Annotated in this window: 26 protein-coding genes, 1 tRNA gene and 1 pseudogene; 13 read left to right on the top strand and 15 right to left on the bottom strand. The window is 70.9% G+C overall.

Annotation, left to right across the window (positions count from 1 at the left end):
* A complete protein-coding gene (locus CLV52_RS08245) occupies positions 1-675 on the bottom strand; it encodes a DUF8185 domain-containing protein (RefSeq protein WP_133765730.1) in 675 nt (224 codons plus the stop codon).
* 61 nt (positions 676-736) lie between these two features.
* On the opposite strand from CLV52_RS08245, the gene CLV52_RS08240 reads away from it, so the two are divergent.
* Positions 737-1,588, top strand: coding sequence for an acyl-CoA thioesterase (locus CLV52_RS08240; RefSeq protein ID WP_211342659.1), 852 nt, complete (start codon positions 737-739; stop codon positions 1,586-1,588).
* Between the two features lie 10 nt (positions 1,589-1,598).
* On the opposite strand, the gene CLV52_RS08235 is transcribed toward CLV52_RS08240, so the two are convergent.
* From CLV52_RS08235 to msrA, 4 genes are all read right to left on the bottom strand, one after another.
* Positions 1,599-2,084, bottom strand: coding sequence for an acyl-CoA thioesterase (locus CLV52_RS08235; RefSeq protein WP_133765729.1), 486 nt, complete (start codon positions 2,082-2,084; stop codon positions 1,599-1,601).
* On the bottom strand, positions 2,084-3,766 hold the full coding sequence (gene ettA / locus CLV52_RS08230; protein ID WP_133765728.1) for an energy-dependent translational throttle protein EttA: 1,683 nt from the start codon (positions 3,764-3,766) through the stop codon (positions 2,084-2,086). The genes CLV52_RS08235 and ettA overlap by 1 nt, the downstream gene beginning before the upstream one ends.
* 58 nt (positions 3,767-3,824) lie before the next feature.
* Complete coding sequence (locus CLV52_RS08225; RefSeq protein ID WP_133765727.1) at positions 3,825-4,370, bottom strand: single-stranded DNA-binding protein; 546 nt, start codon at positions 4,368-4,370, stop codon at positions 3,825-3,827.
* Positions 4,371-4,530: 160 nt separating this feature from the next.
* A complete protein-coding gene (gene msrA, locus CLV52_RS08220) occupies positions 4,531-5,058 on the bottom strand; it encodes a peptide-methionine (S)-S-oxide reductase MsrA (RefSeq protein ID WP_133765726.1) in 528 nt (175 codons plus the stop codon).
* Between the two features lie 103 nt (positions 5,059-5,161).
* Between msrA and CLV52_RS08215 the strand changes: the two genes are divergently transcribed.
* The 7 genes from CLV52_RS08215 to CLV52_RS08185 all read left to right on the top strand — a co-directional run bounded on the left by CLV52_RS08215 (position 5,162) and on the right by CLV52_RS08185 (position 10,469).
* Positions 5,162-6,364, top strand: a complete 1,203-nt coding sequence (locus CLV52_RS08215; protein WP_133765725.1) for a hypothetical protein — start codon at positions 5,162-5,164, stop codon at positions 6,362-6,364.
* A 63-nt stretch (positions 6,365-6,427) separates the two neighbouring features.
* A complete protein-coding gene (locus CLV52_RS08210; protein ID WP_133765724.1) occupies positions 6,428-7,198 on the top strand; it encodes a hypothetical protein in 771 nt (256 codons plus the stop codon).
* Between the two features lie 43 nt (positions 7,199-7,241).
* Positions 7,242-7,314, top strand: a tRNA-Arg gene (locus CLV52_RS08205).
* A 309-nt stretch (positions 7,315-7,623) separates the two neighbouring features.
* Positions 7,624-7,863, top strand: a complete 240-nt coding sequence (locus CLV52_RS08200; RefSeq protein WP_133765723.1) for a hypothetical protein — start codon at positions 7,624-7,626, stop codon at positions 7,861-7,863.
* Positions 7,864-8,029: 166 nt separating this feature from the next.
* Positions 8,030-8,932, top strand: coding sequence for an NUDIX domain-containing protein (locus CLV52_RS08195; protein ID WP_133765722.1), 903 nt, complete (start codon positions 8,030-8,032; stop codon positions 8,930-8,932).
* A gap of 83 nt (positions 8,933-9,015) precedes the next feature.
* A complete protein-coding gene (locus tag CLV52_RS08190) occupies positions 9,016-9,819 on the top strand; it encodes an acyl-CoA thioester hydrolase/BAAT C-terminal domain-containing protein (RefSeq protein ID WP_133765721.1) in 804 nt (267 codons plus the stop codon).
* A gap of 116 nt (positions 9,820-9,935) precedes the next feature.
* Positions 9,936-10,469, top strand: coding sequence for a putative immunity protein (locus tag CLV52_RS08185; RefSeq protein ID WP_133765720.1), 534 nt, complete (start codon positions 9,936-9,938; stop codon positions 10,467-10,469).
* A 792-nt stretch (positions 10,470-11,261) separates the two neighbouring features.
* Here CLV52_RS08185 and CLV52_RS08180 read toward each other — a convergent pair.
* Positions 11,262-11,579: a HigA family addiction module antitoxin gene (locus CLV52_RS08180; RefSeq protein ID WP_246018016.1), complete on the bottom strand. Its 318-nt coding sequence runs from the start codon at positions 11,577-11,579 to the stop codon at positions 11,262-11,264.
* 14 nt (positions 11,580-11,593) lie between these two features.
* Positions 11,594-11,875, bottom strand: coding sequence for a type II toxin-antitoxin system RelE/ParE family toxin (locus CLV52_RS08175; protein ID WP_133765719.1), 282 nt, complete (start codon positions 11,873-11,875; stop codon positions 11,594-11,596).
* A gap of 136 nt (positions 11,876-12,011) precedes the next feature.
* Here CLV52_RS08175 and CLV52_RS08170 point away from each other — a divergent pair, with 136 nt between their 5' ends.
* The 3 genes and pseudogenes from CLV52_RS08170 to CLV52_RS08160 all read left to right on the top strand — a co-directional run.
* Entirely contained in the window at positions 12,012-12,563 is a 552-nt protein-coding gene (locus CLV52_RS08170) for a hypothetical protein (protein WP_133765718.1), read from the top strand.
* 151 nt (positions 12,564-12,714) lie between these two features.
* Positions 12,715-13,059: a YnfA family protein gene (locus CLV52_RS08165; protein ID WP_133765717.1), complete on the top strand. Its 345-nt coding sequence runs from the start codon at positions 12,715-12,717 to the stop codon at positions 13,057-13,059.
* Positions 13,060-13,157: 98 nt separating this feature from the next.
* A pseudogene (locus CLV52_RS08160) lies at positions 13,158-13,592 on the top strand (GNAT family N-acetyltransferase); the annotation flags it as partial.
* A gap of 95 nt (positions 13,593-13,687) precedes the next feature.
* On the opposite strand, the gene CLV52_RS08155 reads toward CLV52_RS08160, so the two are convergent.
* Positions 13,688-14,317, bottom strand: coding sequence for an SDR family oxidoreductase (locus CLV52_RS08155; protein ID WP_133765715.1), 630 nt, complete (start codon positions 14,315-14,317; stop codon positions 13,688-13,690).
* Between the two features lie 161 nt (positions 14,318-14,478).
* On the opposite strand from CLV52_RS08155, the gene CLV52_RS08150 reads away from it, so the two are divergent.
* Entirely contained in the window at positions 14,479-15,042 is a 564-nt protein-coding gene (locus CLV52_RS08150; RefSeq protein WP_133765714.1) for a TetR/AcrR family transcriptional regulator, read from the top strand.
* Positions 15,043-15,290: 248 nt separating this feature from the next.
* Here CLV52_RS08150 and CLV52_RS08145 read toward each other — a convergent pair whose 3' ends face one another.
* From CLV52_RS08145 to CLV52_RS08130, 5 genes are all read right to left on the bottom strand, one after another.
* Positions 15,291-15,857 carry a hypothetical protein gene (locus CLV52_RS08145; protein ID WP_133765713.1) on the bottom strand — a complete coding sequence of 189 codons (567 nt, stop codon included), beginning with the start codon at positions 15,855-15,857 and terminating at the stop codon, positions 15,291-15,293.
* A gap of 114 nt (positions 15,858-15,971) precedes the next feature.
* On the bottom strand, positions 15,972-16,319 hold the full coding sequence (locus CLV52_RS18350) for an iron chaperone (protein ID WP_162850756.1): 348 nt from the start codon (positions 16,317-16,319) through the stop codon (positions 15,972-15,974).
* A gap of 79 nt (positions 16,320-16,398) precedes the next feature.
* On the bottom strand, positions 16,399-16,740 hold the full coding sequence (locus CLV52_RS18345) for a hypothetical protein (protein WP_162850755.1): 342 nt from the start codon (positions 16,738-16,740) through the stop codon (positions 16,399-16,401).
* 288 nt (positions 16,741-17,028) lie between these two features.
* The gene (locus CLV52_RS08135) at positions 17,029-17,514 is read right to left on the bottom strand and encodes a hypothetical protein (protein ID WP_133765711.1); all 486 of its coding nucleotides are present in this window, start codon (positions 17,512-17,514) and stop codon (positions 17,029-17,031) included.
* Complete coding sequence (locus CLV52_RS08130; RefSeq protein ID WP_133765710.1) at positions 17,514-18,068, bottom strand: RNA polymerase sigma factor; 555 nt, start codon at positions 18,066-18,068, stop codon at positions 17,514-17,516. The genes CLV52_RS08135 and CLV52_RS08130 overlap by 1 nt, the downstream gene beginning before the upstream one ends.
* A gap of 160 nt (positions 18,069-18,228) precedes the next feature.
* Between CLV52_RS08130 and CLV52_RS08125 the strand changes: the two genes are divergently transcribed.
* Positions 18,229-19,620 carry an SPFH domain-containing protein gene (locus CLV52_RS08125; RefSeq protein WP_133765709.1) on the top strand — a complete coding sequence of 464 codons (1,392 nt, stop codon included), beginning with the start codon at positions 18,229-18,231 and terminating at the stop codon, positions 19,618-19,620.
* A gap of 28 nt (positions 19,621-19,648) precedes the next feature.
* On the opposite strand, the gene CLV52_RS08120 is transcribed toward CLV52_RS08125, so the two are convergent.
* Both CLV52_RS08120 and CLV52_RS08115 read right to left on the bottom strand, forming a co-directional pair.
* Positions 19,649-20,371: a DUF2071 domain-containing protein gene (locus tag CLV52_RS08120; protein ID WP_246018045.1), complete on the bottom strand. Its 723-nt coding sequence runs from the start codon at positions 20,369-20,371 to the stop codon at positions 19,649-19,651.
* A 5-nt stretch (positions 20,372-20,376) separates the two neighbouring features.
* A complete protein-coding gene (locus tag CLV52_RS08115) occupies positions 20,377-20,715 on the bottom strand; it encodes a metalloregulator ArsR/SmtB family transcription factor (RefSeq protein ID WP_133765707.1) in 339 nt (112 codons plus the stop codon).
* Positions 20,716-20,755: the final 40 nt, after the last annotated feature.

The following is a 20,755-nucleotide window of genomic DNA, read 5'->3' as shown; positions in this document are numbered from 1 at the left end:
TCAGGACTGGAGGGACCAGCCCCGGCGCTTGACGAGCACGTGACCGCGCGCGGCGGAGAGCCGGGTCCAGGGGCCGGTCTCGAAGACGGGGATCTCCTCGTCGGGCTCGCCGATGAAGCCGAGGCTGTGCGCGGCGAACGCGGCGCCGGCGGGCACGTGCTGCACGTCTGGGATCGGGCGGCCCCAGACCTCCGCGCGGACGCGCCGCACGATCGCCTCGCCGGCGTCCGCGGGCAGCAGGTCGGCGACCTCGACGATGCCGGCCTGCGCGATCTCGGCGAGCGATCCGGCGACCGCGGTGTCGACCGGCTGCCAGCCGGCGCGCGGCGGCGCGACGCCCGCCCACGTCACCGTGGCGACCTCCGCGGGGATGCCGATGAGCACCGTGCCGTCCTCCGGGTCCGGCACCGCGGCCTCGAGCCGGGCGACCAGCGACGCGATCGGCACGACCGCGTCGAGCACCTGGTCGACGCGGATCCGCACGGTCCGGAGGCCGAGCACCGTCGGCGTCTCGTCGAGCAGGCCGCCGGGGTGCAGCACCGCGGTGTACACGGCGAGCACGCCGCCGCCCGCGATGAGGCGCACGGAGGCGCGGTCGATGCGGTCGGCACGGCCGAGGTAGGTCTGCAGATCCGCGAGCGCCGTGGCGTCGGGCAGCGTGAGGAAGCGGTCCATCGGGCTCCCTAGACTACCGAGCGCGACTCGCGAGGAGGGGACCGTGGAACCGCTGCCGGCCATGCTCGCCGCCCTGAACCTGGTCGACACCGGGGCTCGCACGAGCGAGGACATCTTCACCGGCCCGTCGCAATGGAGCCCGCACGGCCGCGTGTTCGGCGGCCAGGTGCTCGCCCAGTCGGTCGTCGCGGCGTCGCGGACGGTCGGCGAGGAGCGGCCGATCCACTCGATGCACGGCTACTTCCTGCGTCCCGGCGACCTGGAGGTGCCGATCACGTTCGCCGTCGATCGCATCCACGACGGCCGGTCGTTCTCCACGCGTCGCACGCAGGCGTACCAGCACGGGCTGCCGATCCTGTCGATGATCGCGTCCTTCCAGACCGTGGACGAGGGGCTCGACCACGAGAAGGCGATGCCGGCGGACCTGCCCGACCCGGAGTCGCTGCCCGACGATCGCGAGCTGCTCGCCACCATCGACCACCCGATGGCGCGCTACTGGGCCACCGGGCGGCCGTTCGATCTGCGGCACGTCGAGGGCCCGATCTACCTCGAGACCGGCGCTGAGCGCGTCGCGCACCAGGTCGTGTGGTTCCGCGCGAAGGGCCGGATGCCCGACGACCCGGCGGTGCACCGCGCGGCGCTCGCCTACGCGAGCGACTACACGATCCTCGAGCCGATCTGGCGGCGGCACGGCGTCGCCTGGTCGACGCCGGGACTGAAGGCGGCGAGCCTCGACCACGCGATGTGGTGGCACCGCCCCGCCCGCGTCGACGAGTGGCTCGCCTACGTGCAGGAGTCGCCGAGCGCCGGCGGCGGCCGGGGGCTCTCCCTCGGCCGCATCTACACGCGGAACGGCCGGCTCGTGGCGTCCGTGGCGCAGGAGGGCACCGTCCGCCTGCCGTCGGCGCGCTGACCGCCGCGGTTCAGCGCCGGGCGGTGAAGCGCACCGGCTCCTCGAGGTACGGGGACCACGCAGCACGCTCCGCCTCCGAGACGCGGCGCGGCTTCTGCGTCGCCGCGTCCACGAGCACGAGCGTCGAGGCGGCCCGCGTCGTCAGCTCGCGCGGCTCGACCCCGGCCGGGCTGTACACCTCGTAGTGCACGTCGAGGCTCGCGCCGCCGAGCCGCGCGATCCAGACCTCGCAGTCGAGCGGCTGCCGGCCGTACGGGATGGGGCGGAGGTACTCGATCTCCTGATGCGCGATCAGGCTGAGCGTGTCCGCGCCCGGCCGACCGTCGAGGATCGCCGGTCCCCCGCCGTCGCCGGCGGCGTCGTCGGCGCTGTCGGCCGCCGCCCAGAACGCCTGGATGCGCACCTCCTCGAGCAGCCCGAGCATCGCGGCGTTGTTGACGTGCGCGTACGCGTCGATGTCGCTCCAGCGGAGGCGGATCGGGACGGTGATCCGCACTAGACGCGGGTCAGCTTGCGGTACACCCCGCGGCCGACGCCGACCGACTCGGGACCGAGCCGCTCCGCCTTGTTCTCCTCGTAGGCCTGGAAGTTGCCCTCGAACCAGTACCAGTTGCCCGGCTGCTCCTGGGTGCCCTCGTAGGCGAGGATGTGCGTCGCGATCCGGTCGAGGAACCACCGGTCGTGGGTGATGACCACCGCGCACCCGGGGAACTCGAGCAGCGCGTTCTCGAGGCTCGAGAGCGTCTCGACGTCCAGGTCGTTCGTCGGCTCGTCGAGCAGCAGCAGGTTGCCGCCCTGCTTCAGGGTGAGCGCGAGGTTCAGCCGGTTGCGCTCACCGCCGGAGAGCACGCCCGCCGGCTTCTGCTGGTCCGGGCCCTTGAACCCGAACGTGGACACGTAGGCGCGCGACGGCACCTCCGTCTTGCCGACCTGGATGTAGTCGAGCCCGTCGGACACGACCTCGAACAGCGTCTTCTTCGGGTCGATGCCGCCGCGGGTCTGGTCGACGTAGGAGATGTCGACGGTGCTGCCGACGGTCAGCTCACCGCCGTCCAGCGGCTCGAGCCCGACGATCGACTTGAACAGCGTCGTCTTGCCGACGCCGTTGGGGCCGATGACCCCGACGATGCCGTTGCGCGGCAGCGTGAACGACAGGCCGTCGATGAGGACGCGACCGTCGAAGCCCTTCTGCAGCTGCTTCGCGTCGATGACCTGCGAGCCGAGCCGCGGGCCGACCGGGATCTGGATCTCCTCGAAGTCGAGCTTCCTCGTGCGCTCGGCCTCCGACACCATCTCCTCGTAGCGGGCGAGACGCGCCTTCGACTTCGCCTGGCGGCCCTTCGCGTTGGAGCGGACCCAGTCGAGCTCCTCGGAGAGGCGCTTGGCGAGCTTCGCGTCCTTCTTGCCCTGGATCGCGAGCCGCTCCTGCTTCTTCTCGAGGTAGGTCGAGTAGTTGCCCTCGTAGGGGTAGAGGCGGCCGCGGTCCACCTCCGCGATCCACTGGGCGACGTGGTCGAGGAAGTACCGGTCGTGGGTGACGGCGAGCACGGCGCCGGGGTACTTGGAGAGGTGCTGCTCGAGCCAGAGCACGCTCTCGGCGTCGAGGTGGTTGGTGGGCTCGTCGAGCAGCAGCAGGTCCGGCTGCTGCAGCAGCAGCTTGCAGAGCGCGACGCGGCGCTTCTCACCGCCGGAGAGGAACTCGACCTTTGCGTCCCCGGGCGGGGTACGGAGGGCGTCCATCGCCTGCTCGAGCTGCGAGTCGAGGTCCCAGCCGTTCGCGGCGTCGATCTCGTCCTGCAGCTTCGCCATCTCGGCGCCGAGCGCGTCGTAGTCCGCATCGGGGTCGGCGTACTCCTCGCCGATCGCGTTGAAGCGCGCGATCTTCGCGCGCAGCTCGGCGACGCCGTCCTGCACGTTCTCGAGCACGGTCTTCGACTCGTCGAGCTCCGGCTCCTGCATCAGGATGCCGACGCTGTAGCCGGGCGTCAGCTTGGCCTCGCCGTTCGACGGGGTGTCGAGCCCCGCCATGATCTTGAGGATCGTGGACTTGCCCGCACCGTTCGGTCCGACGACGCCGATCTTCGCGCCGGGGAAGAAGGACATGGTCACGTCGTCGAGGATCAGCTTGTCGCCGTGCGCCTTGCGGGCGCGGACCATCTGATAGATGTACTCCGCCATGCCTCGATCCTAACTTTCCGGGGCGCTCGCGCCTCGCGCGGGCCGGTGGGCGGCCGGCTCAGAACGGCACGTCCTCGGATCCGAGCCCGCTCCCCCAGTCGCCGGCCGGTGCCGCTGCTCCGACGGGGACCGGTTCCCGCGGCTCGGCCGGCGCGGGTGCGCTCGCCGCCCAGCCGTCGCCGCGCTCCTGCTCCACGGGCGGGGCGGCCGTCGCCTGGGTCGTCGCCGGGGCCGCCGCCTGACGTCCGCCGTCCACGAAGGTCGTCGTGCCCCAGCGGAGGTCGTGCCCGAGCGCGGTCGCCCGCAGTTCGACCGACTTCGAGCGGCCGCCGTTCTCCAGCTGGAAGTCCTGCACGGAGACGATGCCGCGCACGATCACCTGCTGGCCGCGGTGGAGCGAGGCGTGCGCATGCCGGGCGAGGTCGCCCCATGCCGCCACGCGGAACCAGCTCGTCGGCCCGTCCGACCAGGAGCCGTCCGCGGCGCGGCGGCGATCGCTCGTCGCCAGCGTGAAGCTGCACACCTCCCCCCTGGACGTCCCGCGCAGCTCGGGCTCCTGCCCGATCCGCCCGACCAGGGTGATCGTGTTGTCGTTGTCCGCCATCGCGGCTCCTCCTCGCTCGTCGGGTGCGCGGCCCCGGCCGCCCGTGCCGTGGACGTGACCGGGGCCGCGCTGCAGCGATGGTGGAGCAGCGGCGAGGACACCGCAGGCCCGACCGCACCGGAGGGCGCGGATCGGGCCTGTGGAGGAGCGGAGGGGCGGCTCAGGCCGCCTTGACGTACTGCGCGTACGACCGGCGCACCTTGTTCACCTTCGGCAGCGCGACCGCGAGGCAGTAGCCCTGGTTCGGGTTCTTCGCGAAGAAGTCCTGGTGGTACTCCTCGGCGCGGTAGTAGGTGCCGAGCGGCGCGAGCTGCGTGACGATGCGGCCGTCCCAGATCTCGCCCGCTCGCGCGATCGCCGCCTCGAAGAGCGCCTTCTGCTCGTCGTCGGCGTAGAACATCGCGGAGCGGTACTGCGTGCCGACGTCGTTGCCCTGCCGGTTCAGCTGCCGCGGGTCGTGCAGGGTGAAGAAGACGTCGAGGATCACGTCGCGCGGGATCACGTCCGGGTCGAAGGTGACCGCGACGGCCTCCGCGTGGCCGGTGAGGCCCGTGCAGACGGTCTCGTAGTCCGGGTTCTTGAAGCTGCCGCCGGTGTAGCCGGAGACGACGTCGCTGACGCCCTCGAGCGAGCGGTACACCGCGTCCAGGCACCAGAAGCATCCGCCGGCGAGCACGAAGGTCTCCATGACCGTCCCTTCCAAGTCGTTCGTTCCTGACAACCCGCCGGGACTCGGCGCTGTTCCCCCGCGCCTCCGTCTCCCGTCGCACCCCTTCGGTACCATCCGCCGCATGTGGGACGACTTCGCCGCGTGGCTCCAGTCCTCGGGCGGCGCCCGGGTGCTCCAGACCGCGATCATCCCGGCGCTGGCGATCCTCGTCGCCGGTGTGCTCGCCGCGCTGATCGCGCGGTCGGCCGTCAAGGCGACCATCCGCCGCGCGGATCGCGCTGAAGCCGTGGCCACGGTCGCCGGCCTCGTCGCCGCGGCGCGGGCGACGGTCGACGCGGAGGGCGACCTCGTCTCGCGCCGCCGCGCCGCGCGTCTCCGGGCCGAAGCGGACGTCCGCACCCGGCTCCTCCCCCTCGACGGCGCGGAGACCGCCGCCGACTGGGCTGCGGCGCGGATCGACGCGATCGAGCAGCGGACCGACGGGGACCGGACCGAGCAGCGGCTCGCCGACCTGCGCGACGCCCTCGTCCAGTGGGTGCAACGCCCCGGCCGGGCGAAGCGGATCTTCGTCACCCCGATCCCGACGCCGAGCACGAAGCCGGCCGCAGCCGCGACTCCTGCGGCCGTTCCCACGCCCGAGCCCGAGCCGGCACCGGTCGCGCCCGTCGCCTCCGCCGCGCCCACGGAGGAGCCGCAGCCGGAGACGGAACCGCGCGATCGCGACCGCTTCAGCCGCCCCGGCTCCCGCCGCTCGCCCGCCGAACCCGAGTCGGAGCCGGAAGGCACGCCCGACCCCGAGCCCGCCCTCGTGGGCGCTGCCGCCGCTGCACCCGCGGCCGAGGCCACGCTCTCGGCTGCGGCGTCGACGGCCTCTCCCGCCGCGGCGAGCTCCGCTGCGGCTGCGGCCATCGACGGTCTGCCGGCCTGGCAGCGCACCCGCGCGGTGGAGCGGCTCCAGCAGGAGCGGGCGCGCGGCCGCGCGGTCGAGGCGCCGACGCCGGAGGACGACCAGGCGGTCGCGGTCAGCACCACGCCGGTCCAGGTGCCCCGCACACACCGGGCCGAGTCCCAGCCGACGGCCGCCGAGGCGGAGGAGGCGATTCGGCTCGAGGCGCACCAGCAGGCCCGGCACGCCCGCCCCACGGACGAAGCACCGGCGGCGACGGGCGCCGTCCCCGCCGCGACGCCCGCCCCGGCGTGGCTCGACAACTACGACGACGAGGCGCAGGTCACGCAGAACCTCGACCTGAAGACGCCGCCGCCGGTGGCGGCGACCTCCGTGCGCGACCGTGGGCCCGGGGAGGACCTGGTCCCCCGCTCCTGACGCCCCGACAGGGTCCGTCGCGGGACCACGACCGCAGCCTCTTCCGGGCCTACGGTGCTGGTCATGACCGCTGAGCACCGGTGGCCCGCTGGCTGGCCGACACCGAACGTGGGCCTCTGGACCGGGATCGCCGCTCTCGGCGTCGCCGTGCTGACGATCACGGAGTTCGTGATCCGTCAGGTCGCGGTCGGCCCGCGCCCCGCGCTCGACGAGGTGGCCGCGCTCGTCGCCTTCAACGAGCGGACCGCCGCGGGCACGCTCGGGGTGATCCTCACGGACACGGTGCTGATGGCCGTGATCATCGTGTTCCTCAGCGGCTTCCGGCAGCTGATCGTCCAGACGCGGCGGGACGTGCAGTGGATCGCGGACATCGGCTTCTCCGCGGGGATCGCCTACGTCGTCGTCACGCTCGTCGGCGACGGCCTGGAGGGCGGCGCGGCGCTCGACGCCTCCATCGACGGCGGCAGCGGCATGGTCATCCGCGCGCTCACGGTCGGGCACGCCCTGTTCTTCGGCTCGATCGGGTGCGTGCTCACCGCCCTCGTGTCGTTCGCCTCCGGCTACATCACGCTCATCTCGGGAGCGCTCCCCCGCTGGACCGGGTGGCTCGCGGTCCTCGTCGCCATCCCGAACCTCGTCTTCGTGGCCACCGCGTTCGGCGGCACGGACGACACCTCCTTCCGTGCTGCGGGCGGGTGGGGCTCGGTGGTGCTCGGCACGTTCCCCTGGCTCGTCTGGATCGTCAGCGTCGGCATCGTCGTTATACGCGAGCGCGAGAGCCACCTGGCGCGCGCCGAGGTCGCGCGCGAGCCGCACACCCTCCCCGCCGCCTGATCGGCGCGGAGAGCTGCCCGTACACTCGTCCAGCGCCGCACCGGCCCCGATAGCTCAATGGATAGAGCAACGGCCTTCTAATCCGTAGGTTGCAGGTTCGAGTCCTGCTCGGGGCGCGAATGCCCTGTCAAACCAAGACGCCCGAGGTCGATACCCCTTTCGTGTCGACGAGGCTTCTTACGAGCGGGCTGGCGACGCTCCGGCAGCCGGGCGGTCACGACCGCGGCGAGCACCCGCGTTGTCAGGTCGCAGCACGCACACCAGGGCACCGGTCTCGGAGCTGGGTTCGTAGCGAGCAGAGTGCCGTCTCTCTCCCATCTCGAGACGCCCGCATTCCCCCGCAAGCGAGACGCGCTCGCCTGATCCCTCGCACAGAGCGCCAGCGGGTCCATGCTGTGTTCGAACCGCCGCAGCGGAGGTGCCACATGCTGCGAGACCTGATGATCAACACGACAGTCCAGATGCTGCTCCTCGCGCTCGGCGCCGGCATGTTTCTGGGTGCAGCGGTCATCGGCACCAGCGTCACTGTCGTGCGGCATCGCTCGACACCAGGACACCGCTGGATAGCCGTGAGCTCAGGAGCAGCTTGGCTGGTCGCGGCCGCCCTCGCAGCGCTCGCGGTCTTCATCGGGACCACCACGACCTACGCCATCAGCTCGAATTGAGAGCACTGCCAATCGCAGCCCTCTCCCCATCCGGCGTCTCCGCCGCCTGCTCGCAGGACGCCTGATCCCCGGCAGCAACTCCGCGTCGTCGGTCGGCTCGGCGATGGGTACTGCGCGACCGCTCTCTCGCGTCAACCGCGGGCGGGTCGATACCTAGGCTGGCCGAATGTGGCCGGTGTCAGCGAAGGCCGTGCTCGCCCGCAACGGAACGGTTCTCCTTGCTCTGAACGCTCGCGGCGGATGGGAGCTGCCTGGCGGTCGAGTCGAACGCGACGAGGAGCCTTCGGCCGCGGTGGTTCGCGGAGTCCTGGAAGAGACCGGCGTCGAGGTGACGTCGACCTCGCTCCTGGACGTGCGCCCGTTCGAGGTGCTCCCCGGTGAGGTCGTGCTCGTCGTCGGCTTCGCATGCTCTACTGCAGGTGCTACAGACCTCGTGGCCTCTCCCGAAGATCGAGTACTCGCGTGGCACGCCCTCGACCAGCTGGACGAACTCGGACTGGCGACTGTCTATCGCGACCTGATCACTGCCGCGACCCGGAGCCGCATCGTCCTGCTCGGCGACAGCCATCTCGCCAAGTTCAACCGGTCACGCGTTCAGCAGCTCCAGCAAGCTGCGGGAGGCTCTCGCCTGGTGGTGAACCACGCCTACGGCGGCGCGACCGCACTCGACCTGGTCCCACAGCTGCGGCAGATCTCCGTCCACCCTGGCGACGTTCTCGTCATCAGCATCACCACGAATGACCTCGCTCACTGGAAGCAAGTCCCCCTCGACCGTTTCCGCGAGGCCGTGACCGAGGTGCTGCGGCTCACGTCGCACCACCGCACGATCTTCCTGCTCCCGCCCCCGCTCGACCCGGCCAGGCAGCACGCAGCACGGCCGGCACAGGTGCGATCCCCCGAGGATCAACTCCGCTACCTCACCGAACTCATCGCGCGCATCCGCGACAGCTCGGCCGACACCATCGCGCTCCCCGCCGACGACATCCACGACACCGACGGCGTGCATCTCAACGACTACGGCTACGACCTCCTCATCGCCGCCCTGGCCCGCCGCCTCGCCAAACGCTGAGAGGTCAGCCGCAGCTCGCTTGCATTTGGCGCGCCTCGACGCCCGCCTTCGAGCCATCGCGGTATGTTGCCTAGGCTGCGACTGTGCGCTTCGAGGATCCGCAATGGGCGTTCCTCGAACCCGAGAGGCCGACCGGGTCGGGCGTGCTCCTGTTGGCTGGCTCCAGCGGACGAGTGGACGTACAGCGCGCTCACCTCCTGCAAGCCCACGGCGCGACCGTCCTCGCTATCCGCTGGTTCGGCGGCCCCGGTCAGCAGCCCGGCCCCTTCGAGGTGCCGATCGAGCTCTTCATCGAAGCCCTGGACCACCTCGAGCCGCACGTCGATTCCCTTGCCATCGCCGGCACCTCGTTCGGCGGAGAAGCCGCGCTCCTCACCGCAACTGTCGATTCCCGCATCCGAGCCACGGTCGGCTTCGCCGCGTCCTCCGTCGTCTGGCCCGGCTGGAACGGGAATGAGTGGCTCTCGCACTGGACCTGGCAAGGCGACCCGGTGCCGTTCGTCCCGCTCGACACCACGTGGGAACCCGCCGAAGAGCCGCCCAGCTTCCTGCCCCTGTATGACGCCGGCCTGCAGCACCAGGACGGCAGGATCGGGTCCATCGACGTCGAGTGCATCACCGGCACGCTCCTCCTCGTAGCCGGTGGGAACGACCTGGTCTGGCCATCGATCCGGTTCGCGGAGCAGATCGCCGAGCGCCGCTGGAAGCACGGCCTCGCCACCGAGGTCGTGTCGCACCCACGGGCGGGACACCGCGTCACCTTGCCGAACGAGGATCCGCCAGCGAACGGCATGACGATTGCACGCGGCGGGACGCCAGAGGCCGACGCCGAACTCGGACGTGCTTCCTGGCCCGCAATCGCGCGAGCCCTGCACCTGCGCACCTGACCCAGTCGTCTCAACTGCCCGCCGGTGAAACGTCTCGTTGTGCTGGTCACGAGACTTTTCGACAGGTCGAGAAGCCGCATGTTGCTCGCAAGGATCTCGTGTGGCAGCGTCCGGGGATGCGGTCTCTGCAGGCGTTGAGTGAGGCGGACCGACGGATCGTCGCGACCTGGGCAGCGACCTGCGCCGAACGATGGTTGCCGATTTTCGAGTCGGAGGCACCGGCTGACGGCCGTCCTCGGGATGCGATCGCCCGGGCTCGAGCCTTCGGGCGCGGCGAGCTGGAGACGGCCGATGAGATCCGCCAGCGTTTCGTGGCGGGCCGCGCCGCGCATGCCGTACAGAACCCTGCCGCGGTCGCCGCCGCTCGGTCCGCGGCCCAAGCCTCCGGTGTCGCGCACATGGGCGCACACGCGCTCGGAGCAGCCGCCTACGCCGTGAAGGCCGCGACCCTGGTGAACTCCGGCCAGCCATCGGCTGGAGAAGATGAGATCTTCTGGCAGGTCCACCAGATGACCGAGGAGCAACGGCTCGCCCTGCGCCAGCTGCCACTGCTGGGCGAGAACGCCGCTGGACCCCTCGGGCCCGGACTCCTCGCCTCCGGCGTTCTCGGCGACGCGATCCGCCGAATCCAAGCTCAACTCCGCGCCTGAATCGCGGGTCTCCCCGGCCTGCTCGCGAGATCCTCAACACAGATGTTGTCGGGACACTCTCAGAGCTCCCCTCAGGTGCATCTCGGCGCCAGGTCCGCCCGACCGGCAGGAGATGAGCTAACGCCCTGTGATGCGGGTCAGCCGACCGCTGCGGCGATGCGCGGGTAGGCCTGGTCGACAGTGTCCTCGTCGAACGGCGTGCCAGCAGGTTCGTCGTCCGCGCCTCGATCCCGCTCGGCCGAGTCCCTCGGGTCCCGGAGACCGCGATCCTCCAGGTGCGCGAGTCCGACGTACTCCAGCTCCTCGTTCTCGCGTTCCTCGTCGTCGTCGTCACATTGCGCTCGCGGCTCCGTCGTCGCCGCTCACGACGCGTCCCGCTCACCGTTTCGCGGGACGAGCTCAGCCTTCGAAGTCCGCCAGCGAATAGACGCGTCCGTTTTCCCGCAGATCACCGGAACGCACCGCCCGAACCAGCTGACCGCAACGAGGTCGGTCGGAATGGCACCCGAGCCCCCAAGTGCTCCGGCGTAGTAGAAGCCGAGTGCCCTATCGGAGTCCTCGAGCACCAGTAGGGCGCTCGGCCTCCCTCTGGCATCGGACTTGACCTTGCGGAGTGTCACGGCTCATCGCCCCTTCACAGAGGTCGACTCGGAGTGACCGCACTGACGCGTGTCAGATCCGCGCTCGTGAGATGTCCCGCTTCACTGCTTTCGGGCCCTGCTCGCAACCGCGCTTTCTCGCCCACCTGCTCGCGAGACCTTCTGTCCTGAGCAGGAGAACGCGAGTTCCGAGTCATGCCGGAATCAGCCGCTGAATGCCATCGAGCTCGGCGGCGTGCACCACCCGCTCCCGGTCGAGGTCGTAGCGGGCCTGCAGGTTCATCCAGAACCGCTCGGAGGTGCCGAGCGCGCGTGAGAGCCGCAGCGCGGTGTCGGCGCTGATCCCCCGATGCCCGTGCACGATCTCCCCGATGCGCGTCGGGGCAACGCCGATCGCCTTCGCAAGCCGGTACTGACTGATCCCGAGCGGCGTCAGGAACTCTTCCGCGAGCACCTCGCCGGGATGGATCGGATCGTGTGCGGTGACCATCGTGCGCTCCTCGGCGTCCATATGACGGGTCATGATCAGTGGTAGTCGACCAGCTCGACCTCTGCCGGTCCGGTCTCGGTCCAGACGAAGCAGATGCGCCACTGATCGTTGACACGGATGCTGTGCTGCCCTGCCCGGTCGCCCTGCAGGCGCTCGAGGCGGTTGCCGGGCGGGACCCGCAGGTCCTGCACGACGTCCGCCGCATCCAGCACGAGCAGCTTGCGGTTCGCCGCACGCTGCAGCTCGGGCGCCAGCCTCGGGACCCGTTCTCGATTGAAGACCCGCTCGGTGTCGCTGTTCGCGAACGACCGGATCACATCGTGATAGTAACGCGGAGCGTTAGTACTGTCCAGCAGTATTACTGCCGGTGGGGATCCCGCTCCTCCGTGCATGCGGGACGCGCCCTGCGCGCCTGCTGCGACACAGCCGTTCCCGCGCTCTACTCTCCCGCGCATGAGCCAGGGGAACCGGGCGGTCGCCGCAGCGAGCCTCGTGCTGATCCTGGCCGGCTGCACCGCAGCGCCCGGCGAGACATCCGTGACCACGCTGCCGACCGACAGCGGACCGGCACCAGCACTGCGGCAGGTAGGCAGTCGCGCGGAGGTGGCCCGCGTGCACAGCGCCGCCACCCGCGCTCTCACCGCCGCCCTCCACGTGTTCGACTCGGACGAGCACGGGAACCCGCTGACGAGCAAGGCCGAGCGGACGAGGCTCATCGACACGACGAGCACCGGAACGCAACGAGCGAGACTCGAACACGCGCTCTCCGAACTCGGTCGGCCTCCCTTCCGGCGCGGCGGCGCGTTCGTCGTCGAGCACTGGGACGGCGTCCAGATCACCGGGGACCGGGCCCGCGCGTACGTCACCGGGCACAGCTCCTACACACCGACCGCCGCCTTCCCTCAGGAGCGCGACGGCACGTGGCAGTACCAACTGCTCCTCGTTCGCCGCGGCGCCGAGTGGCTCGTCATTGATGAACGGGCGGCCTCCAACGAGCAGGGCTGAGCCGAGGCCGATTCGTACCGCCCTGCTGGCGAGTCGTCTCGCTTTCGCCGTGTCAGAGCGCCCGCCCCGGGGTCTGCCGCACGGATAGCGTGCCCATGCCGGCGGAGAAGCAGCCTGCGCTGTCGGCCTGACGGCATTGAGACAATGCGGCGTGACCGCCCTTCGCACGATCGTCGTCTTCGTCCTCGCTGCCGTCGCGGAGATCGGCGGGGCCTGGCTGATCTGGCAGAGCGTGCGGGAGCACAGGCCCTTCTGGTGGGCCGGCCTCGGCGTCATGGCCCTCGCCGCCTACGGCTTCGTCGCAACACTGCAGCCGGATGCGAGCTTCGGGCGGGTCCTCGCTGCCTACGGCGGCGTGTTCGTCGCCGGCTCGCTGGCATGGGGCGTCGTCGTCGACAAGTTCAGCCCTGATCGCTGGGACATCATCGGCGCGCTCGTCTGCCTCCTCGGCGTGGCGATCATCATGTTCGGCCCGCACCCCCGCGCAGCCACCTGAGCTGCGCCTGTGGTCTCGGAAGTCTGCCGGCGACCGTCTCAGACGCCTGCTCCTGAGCCGTCGCCCGGTCCCGCCCGCAAGAGCCACGCGGGGTACGAAAGACTCGAGGAATGGCCCCGGCTTCGCTTCGCACCGCCTCGTCGAACGATGTCGAAGCACTCATCGAGTTCTGGGCTGTTGCCGGCGAGAACGACGCACGCCCGGTCGACTCCGCACACGCGACACACCAGCTGCTCGCCCGCGACCCGGACGCGGTCATCGTCGCTGAGCGGGACCACGTTCTCGTCGGGACCGTGATCGCCGGGTGGGACGGATGGCGAGCACACCTCTACCGCCTTGCCGTGCATCCCGATCACCGCCGACAGGGCATCGGTCACCTCCTGCTGGACGCAGCAGAACGGCACCTCCTGACCCTCGGTGCGACTCGCTTCGACGCCATGGTCCTCGACGGCAACGAGCTCGGCGCCTCCGCCTGGCGTGCGCGTGGCTACTCCCCTCAGCATGAGTGGCGGCGTTGGGTCCGCCCCGTCTGAGACCCGTCGCAGAAGCCGCACCGACCGGCCGCATCGACCTACCGCAGGCACCCTCTGCCGGGACGTCCCGCTGACCTGCGCATGAGGCCCGCGACTCAAGCGCGAGCGTGCAACCAGGTGCGGAAGTCCGGCCCGTGCACCTCTGCGCTCGGGTCGGGGAGGAGTCGGCCGGTGCGGAAGCCGCTGCCGTATCGCCCCGGAAGCGGGACCGGTACGGGATGCCCGTTCCCGCTCCTGAGCAGCGCTCTGCTCATCGCCAGCAGGGTCGTCCGGTCCGGGCCGGTGATCTGGATGTCTCGTTCCGTCCTCCGCCCGAGTGCCGCATCAGCGAGGACCGCCGCGACCGCGTCGAGCGCGATCGGCTGGATCCGCATGGCCGGGACCAGCACCAGCGGGCCCGCCCTGAACCGCTCGGCGTTCTGCTGTGCGAACTCGAACCACTGCGTCGAGCGCACGATGACGGTGTCCGCGCTGATCCTTCGCGCGACGCGTTCCTGCTCCGCTTTCGCGGCGAATATCCCGTAGCCCTGAAGATCCGACCGGTCGCACCCGACGATCGACAGCAGGACGTGTCGAAGCCCCAGCCGGGCCGCTGCAGTCCCGACCGCAGTCGTCGAACCCGCGTAGAACCGCAACGCCTTCCTCGTATTCAGCGTGAACAGACCGGTGGCCTCGATCACGGCGTCGGAGCCGACGAGCGCGGCGACCGCGTCGTCGTGCAGCACGTCGAATCCTGTCGAGCGTGAGAGCAGCCGCGGCTCCGCACCTCGGGCCTGGACGGCCCGGGCGATCGCGGCCCCCGACCTTCCTCCTCCGACGATCGCGATGGTCATACCGCCCCCTCCCTCTCTACATCTGTAGAGACTCGGTTCGCGATACTGGCACAGTGCCGACCCAAGAGCGACTGGACGCCATCGCCGACGCGGCCGTCGCGGTGGTCGCCTCAGGCGGTGCCCGCGCGCTCACGCACCGGGCCGTCGATGCGCGGGCGGGGCTTCCGATCGGATCGACGTCCTTCTCGGTCCGAACCCGGCACGATCTCCTCCGGCTGACGCTCCGCCGCATCACCGCCACGACACAGGCGGGACTGGACTCCATCTCCGTCCCGGACCGCTTGTCGGTCGACCAAGCCCTCCACCTCGCTGAGACCGTCCTCGAGCACCTCGCCACGACGCCGGCACCGCATCGCGCACGAATGGCACTTCTCCTCGAGCTCGAGGACGAGGACCGCGCCGAGCTCACCGACCGGGCCCCCGTCCGGAGGCAGCTGCTCGCCGCGGCCCGGCAACTCCTCGTCGCGCTCGGGTCGCCCGACCCCGCGGCCCGGAGCGTCGACCTCGTCGGCCTCATCGATGCGCTGGTCCTGTACCGCAGCCTCGACATCGCACCCGTGGACTCGACCACCGTGCTCCGGGCCTTCCTCCGGGACTCAGCACGGGTCCCCTCCTGATCCCGCACCATCGGACCGGGATGCGCGCAGCACCTCCCGAGCGCGCTACGGCAGGCGCACGAGTCGAGCCCACCATCGCCGCGACCGCAGGGCTGCAAGCAGGGCTCACCGTCGTCGTCGCAACGGCACTCGGCATCGCACTCCTTGGAACTCGATGGCCTCGCGCCGACACGAGGATCGAGTCGCGGACGGCCGACGCGGGCTGAACAGGACGCGGGTGGGGTGACATTCATCTCCCCGCCGGCGTCTCAGCTCCCTGCTCGCGAGACCTGGCGCTTCACGCTCTCTGCGGCTTGCGTCCGGCCTGACCGCAGGCGCGTGATACCGAGGACGACGCACCCGAGGACGATCTCGCCGCCCCATGCGACCAGTTGCAGCGCTTGCAGATTCAGACCGCCGAATCGGCCGGCCGTCTGCACCATCACGACCGCGAACGGCTCGAGCACGAGAGCGAGCGGCAGGACGTAGCGCAGCCGCACTCGGGTCCGGGACTCCCGACCCAGCAGTCCCAAGGCCGTCCCGCTGAACGCTCCCGCGATGAACCACTCCAAGTAGAAGCGGGTCATGGAGCCCGACGGGTACCCGAACGCGGTCTCGGCACTGACGTAGAACGCACTCAGCGTGATCCAGGTCATCAGCACGCCCGCCACGGCCGCTCCGACCCTGCTCCTCAGCGCGCGACCGGCGAAGAAGGCCGCGATCAGGTAGGGCGTCGAGAGATTGCCGACGAAGTACCCCAGCCCGTCGTCCCGTCCCTTGACGACAGCGAGTCCAGCGCCGAGGGCCGCAGTGCCGAGCGCGAGCAGCACCACCATCCGCCAGGACCGAGCACGGAGCCGCATCGCCCAAGGATGCCCGCTCGGCGGCATGTGCACCCGCGTAACGCCCCCGTCGGCCGTCGCGCTCCCCTGGTGCTGAGCGCTCCGCGTTCAGCCTGTAGCGCGCAGCTTCGCTTCGATCAGGTGCCGGATCAGGGTCGGCGGCAGCGGCTCGCCGGGCGGGAAGTGCAGGGCGCTCTTCGTGCGCTTCCGGTCCCCCAGCTCGCCCTCGAGTGTCTTCAGGACCGACCCGCTGTGCGGCAGGTAGCTCAGGTGGTTCGTGAAAGCGGCGAATCCGGCGATCGTGCGGCCGCCGACCCTGAACGCCGGCACGCCGTACGACATCCCCTGCTCGGCGTCGGGAACGATCTCCAGGATCCGGCGCCGCACCTCCTCCAAGGTCGAGCGCTGCAGCTCGGGTAACGAGGAGAGGTACGCATCGATCTCCGCTGCACTCACGCAGGGAGGCTCACACACCCGCGAGGACACGGTCCAGCCCCTCTGTGCGACAGGCGTCTCACCGCTGCTCCGAGCGAGCTCACCGCACACGCCGGTCGAGGACCGAAAGGATCGGAGCGACCGCCGGACGCATTGTCTCGGCCCTGTCGATCGCCGCGGACAGCTCGAGGGCGTTGCCGTGATCGAGGACCCAGAGCGCGGATGCGCCCGCACTGCGGTCGGTGACGAGGTACACCTTCGCTCCGCTCACGTCCGCGAGCCGCCTGACATCGAGCCCGTCGAACTGCTGCTCGACGAACGCCGCCGCACCTCCGAACGCGTGGATCTCTCCGCCGAGCGGATCGCTGTCCGAGCCGGCCTGCAGAATGCAGTTCACGGCGATCGTCCGGGATAGCGCGAGCCCTTGGCCGGCGGCCACCATGCCACCGTTCCCCGCTTCGGTCTGCAGATCCGGGTGGCCCAGGGCCTTCCCCAGCGCAGCGCGCTTCCCGAGCGCGTCGCAGCTGATCGGCGACCACCAGCCGGTGCGGTCGACGGGAGGCGTCGCTGTCTCCTCCGGGAGCGCTCGGAGCACCGCTCGGACCCGGGCGACGTCCGCCTCCGTCCGTACCTGCGTGCCGCGTTCGAGCCCGGTGAGCTGACCGGTCGTCCAGCGGCCGCCGGCGACGACGTCGAAGTTGCACGAGTACTGGAGCTGCTCGCCGTCGTTCTACCCGAAGCAGCCGGTATCGGCCTTCATCTGCTTCGGTCGCGCGGTCGCGGGCAGCACGGTCAGCGTGATCCCTGAGGCGTCCTCCACGCCGCCGACGCCGGCCCACGTGCACTGCAGGCCGCCGACCACCGGCACCGCGATCCACTGCGGCGCGCTCAACGCGGAGGTCGCCGGAACGAGGCGCAACGGCTTGCCGATCAGCTCGCTCGCTGCGCGCGACGTCAGGATCTCGGCGCAGTCCCCGTGCAGCGGCTGCGTCGCCGGCGGGCTGCTGCGGGTCTGCGACGCGACCGAGAACCCGATCGCGATCGCCACGATCAGGCCCGCGGCGATGCCGAGCGCGAGCACCGGATGCCACCGCGGCCGACGCGCTGCCGCGCGCACGGGGCGTGCGGTGCGGAGGGGAGGCGTCCCGCGCACCTCGTCGAGCAGCACTCCGCGCACCGCCGAGGCGAAGCGGGGGTCGAGACGGTCGTCCTCCATCAGCGGGCTCCTTCGTTCTCGAGCTCGGCACGAACCAGGCGGCGGATGCGGACGAGGCGCGTCCGCGCGGCGTCCGGGGTGATGCCGATCGCCGCGGCGGCACGGACGGCCGTCCACCCCTCGACCGCCGTGAGCACGAGCAGCGCGGCGTCGTCGGCCGAGAGCATCGCGATCGCCCGATGGAGCCGCTCCGCCTCCTGCGCGCGGTCCACCCGGTCGCCCGCGACGACCGCGGGATCGATCCCGTCCTCCCCGCGAGGGAAGCCGGACAGCATCGCGCGGTACCGGCGCGTGCCGCGCGCGACGTTCCGGCACAGGTTCGTGGCGGTCACCAGCAGCCTTGGCAGCACCGAACCCTCGACGATCCGGACCGCTTCGCACCGCCGCCAGAGCTCGAAGAACGCTGCAGCCGCGACGTCCTCCGCCTCCGAGCGGTGATCGACCAGGCGCAGCGCGTGCCGGAACACGCGATCGCGATGCCGATCGAAGAGGATCCCGAACGCCCGTTCGTCACGGGCCAGGGCGGCGGACCACAACGCGGTCTCGTCATCCATCACAGGCAGCACACCCTGTCATGTCCGCACCGCCGCGAGTGTGACGGACTCGGGGCGAACCCGCAGGACTGTGCCATGAGCTCGTCGACGTGCGTGGTCGAGAGGGGGGCACTGCCGGACGATTGGTTCGCGAACCGACCCGTTCCGCCATAATGTGCCCGTGATCACCGGAATCGCGTCCATCGCCGTCGTCGTCGTCATCGTCGCGCTGATCCTGCTGATCGTGGTGATCACCCTGCTCCGCGGCATCAAGGTCGCGAAGCCGGACGAGGCGATCATCGTCACCTCCCGTCAGCGCGGTGCACGCACCGGCGAGGAGTCGGACGAGAACGCGGGCCAGCGCGTGGTGTTCGGGTCGCGCGTCTTCGTCAAGCCGATCGTGGAGGCGCACTTCAAGCTGAGCCTCCGCAGCCGGCAGCTGAACGTGCAGGCGACCGCGCAGACGCGGGACGCGATCACGATCAAGGTGAACGCCGTCGCCGTGGTGAAGGTCGGCGGATCGGAGCAGATGGTCCGCGCGGCCGCGCAGCGGTTCCTCAACCAGCAGGACCAGATCGAGTCCTCCACCGAGGAGGTGCTCTCCGGGTCCGTCCGCTCGATCGTCGGCCAGCTGACGGTCACCGAGATCATCACGAACCGGCAGGCGCTGCAGGGCCAGGTGCTCGAGGCGGTGCGGGAGTCGCTCGACGTGCAGGGCCTGCAGATCGACACCCTGCAGATCAAGGAGATCGACGACGACAACGGCTACATCCGCGACCTCGGCCGCGGCGAAGCGGCCCGGGTGAAGCAGGTCGCCGAGATCGCCGAGTCCGTAGCGCGCCAGGCGTCGGAGGAGGCGCGGATCAGCGCCGACCAGGCGGTCGCCGAGCAGCAGCGCAAGCTCGACCTCCGCCGCGCGGAGATCCGGAAGGAGACCGACCGGGCCGGCGCGGAGGCCGCTGCCGCCGCTCCGCTCGCCGAGGCGATCGCGCAGCAGGAGGTCGTGTCGCAGCAGGAGGTGACCGCCGGCAAGCGGGTCGGCCTCCGACGGCAGGAGCTGGACGCGGAGGTGCGGGCCGTCGCGGATGCCGATGCGTACGCGGTCGCCACCCGCAGCCAGGCCGAGGCGCAGGCCGAGCGGAACCGCCGCATCGCGGCGGCCGAAGCGGTCCGTGCCGAGGGCGAGGCGGAGGCGGATCGCATCCGCGCGACCGGCGCCGCGCAGGCGGAGGCCAGCCGTGCGCAGGCCGAGGCGCTGCAGGAGCGCGCGGCCGAGCTGCTGCGGCAGCAGCTGATCGAGCAGCTGCCGGAGATCGTCCGCGCCGCGGCCGGACCGCTGTCCGGGATCGGTGCGCTCACGATCGTGTCGACGGACGGCGACCCCACCGGGCAGCTCGGGCAGAGCGTCGCCGGCCAGCTCGCGACCTCGACGAAGCTGATCAAGGACCTCGTCGGCATCGACATCGCGGAGATCGTGAACGGCCACGTGTCCGGCGCTGCGGCGGGAGCCGCCGCAGGTGAGCACCTCGCCCGCCGCGGCCAGCACGCGACGGCGGACGGCTCGGGCGAGTAGCCGGGTACCGGGCCGAGGCGCTCCGCGGTCAGATGTGGTGCGGCTGCGCGACTCGCTCGGGCGTGATCGTCGGGGTGTCCCAGAAGAACGGGAGGTCGCGCATGGCGACGACGCTGTCCAGGACGGCGGAGCCGGCAGGAAGCGCCTCGAAGAACGAGGATCTGACGGAGATCGCGTGCGCGGGCTCGACGGCCCAGTCCGGCGAGGTCAGCTGCAGCGGTTCCGCGCCGTGCCCGTGCCGATCCGGTGACCACCCGACCGATCCCTGCTCGTAGAACTGCGACGCCGCCTCGACCGTGGGGAACAGCGTGCTCGTCCACGCTCCTCCGAGCTCGACGTCCACGGCGACCCGTGTGCCGGGCGCGGTCATCCGGACCCTGAACCGGGTCGAGGTCTCATCGAGGTCGACGCGTCCGCGCCTCTGCACTCCGGGGAAGAGGCGCCCGCCGGTCAGGACGGGGAGGATCGACGAGCTGTGCCGCTCGAGGATGTAGACGCCCGACCTCGTCTCGCCGCGCTCGTCCCACTCCACGGCGACGCGATGCGCCACGTTCTCGGAACGGAACCCGATTCGAGGACGGAGCCAGCCCGGCCGGATCGACCGCAGACCGATCATGCAGACGCCGGCCACCGCGCTGCCGTCGACCACCTGCGGCCGGAACGGTTCGGGGACGAGGCTCCGCGCGACCTCCGGGTCGACCCGGTAGGTGATGAGGAGCCGAAGACGCACCTGGGCGCGCAGGGTCGACATGGCGATCACGCCGTCACCTCACCGGTCGAGCGGGAGGGCGTGGACCGCTTGCGGACCTGACGGAGGACGATCTGCTCGGGGCAGACCGTCGAGAGGAAGTCGCCGACCGAGAGCGCGAGCCGCTCGCCGACCAGCGAGTAGAGGATCCGGTTCCCGTCCCGCCGTTCGGTCACGAGTCCGGCCGCCCGCAAGACGCCGAGGTGGCGCGAGACGGTCGGTCCGGAGGTGTTGAAGCGGGCCGCGATCGCGCCGGCCGCCAGCTCGCCGTCCTTCAGGTCCTGCAGGATCTGGCGCCTCGTCGGGTGCGCGAGTGCGTCGAAGATGTCGCTGACACTGTCTGCCATATTCGCAATCTAGCAATTTTGCTAGATACGAAGCAAGGTT

This window comes from Amnibacterium kyonggiense (assembly GCF_004364555.1).
Lineage (GTDB): Bacteria > Actinomycetota > Actinomycetes > Actinomycetales > Microbacteriaceae > Amnibacterium > Amnibacterium kyonggiense.
This window is presented reverse-complemented; position numbering and strand designations above follow the sequence as displayed.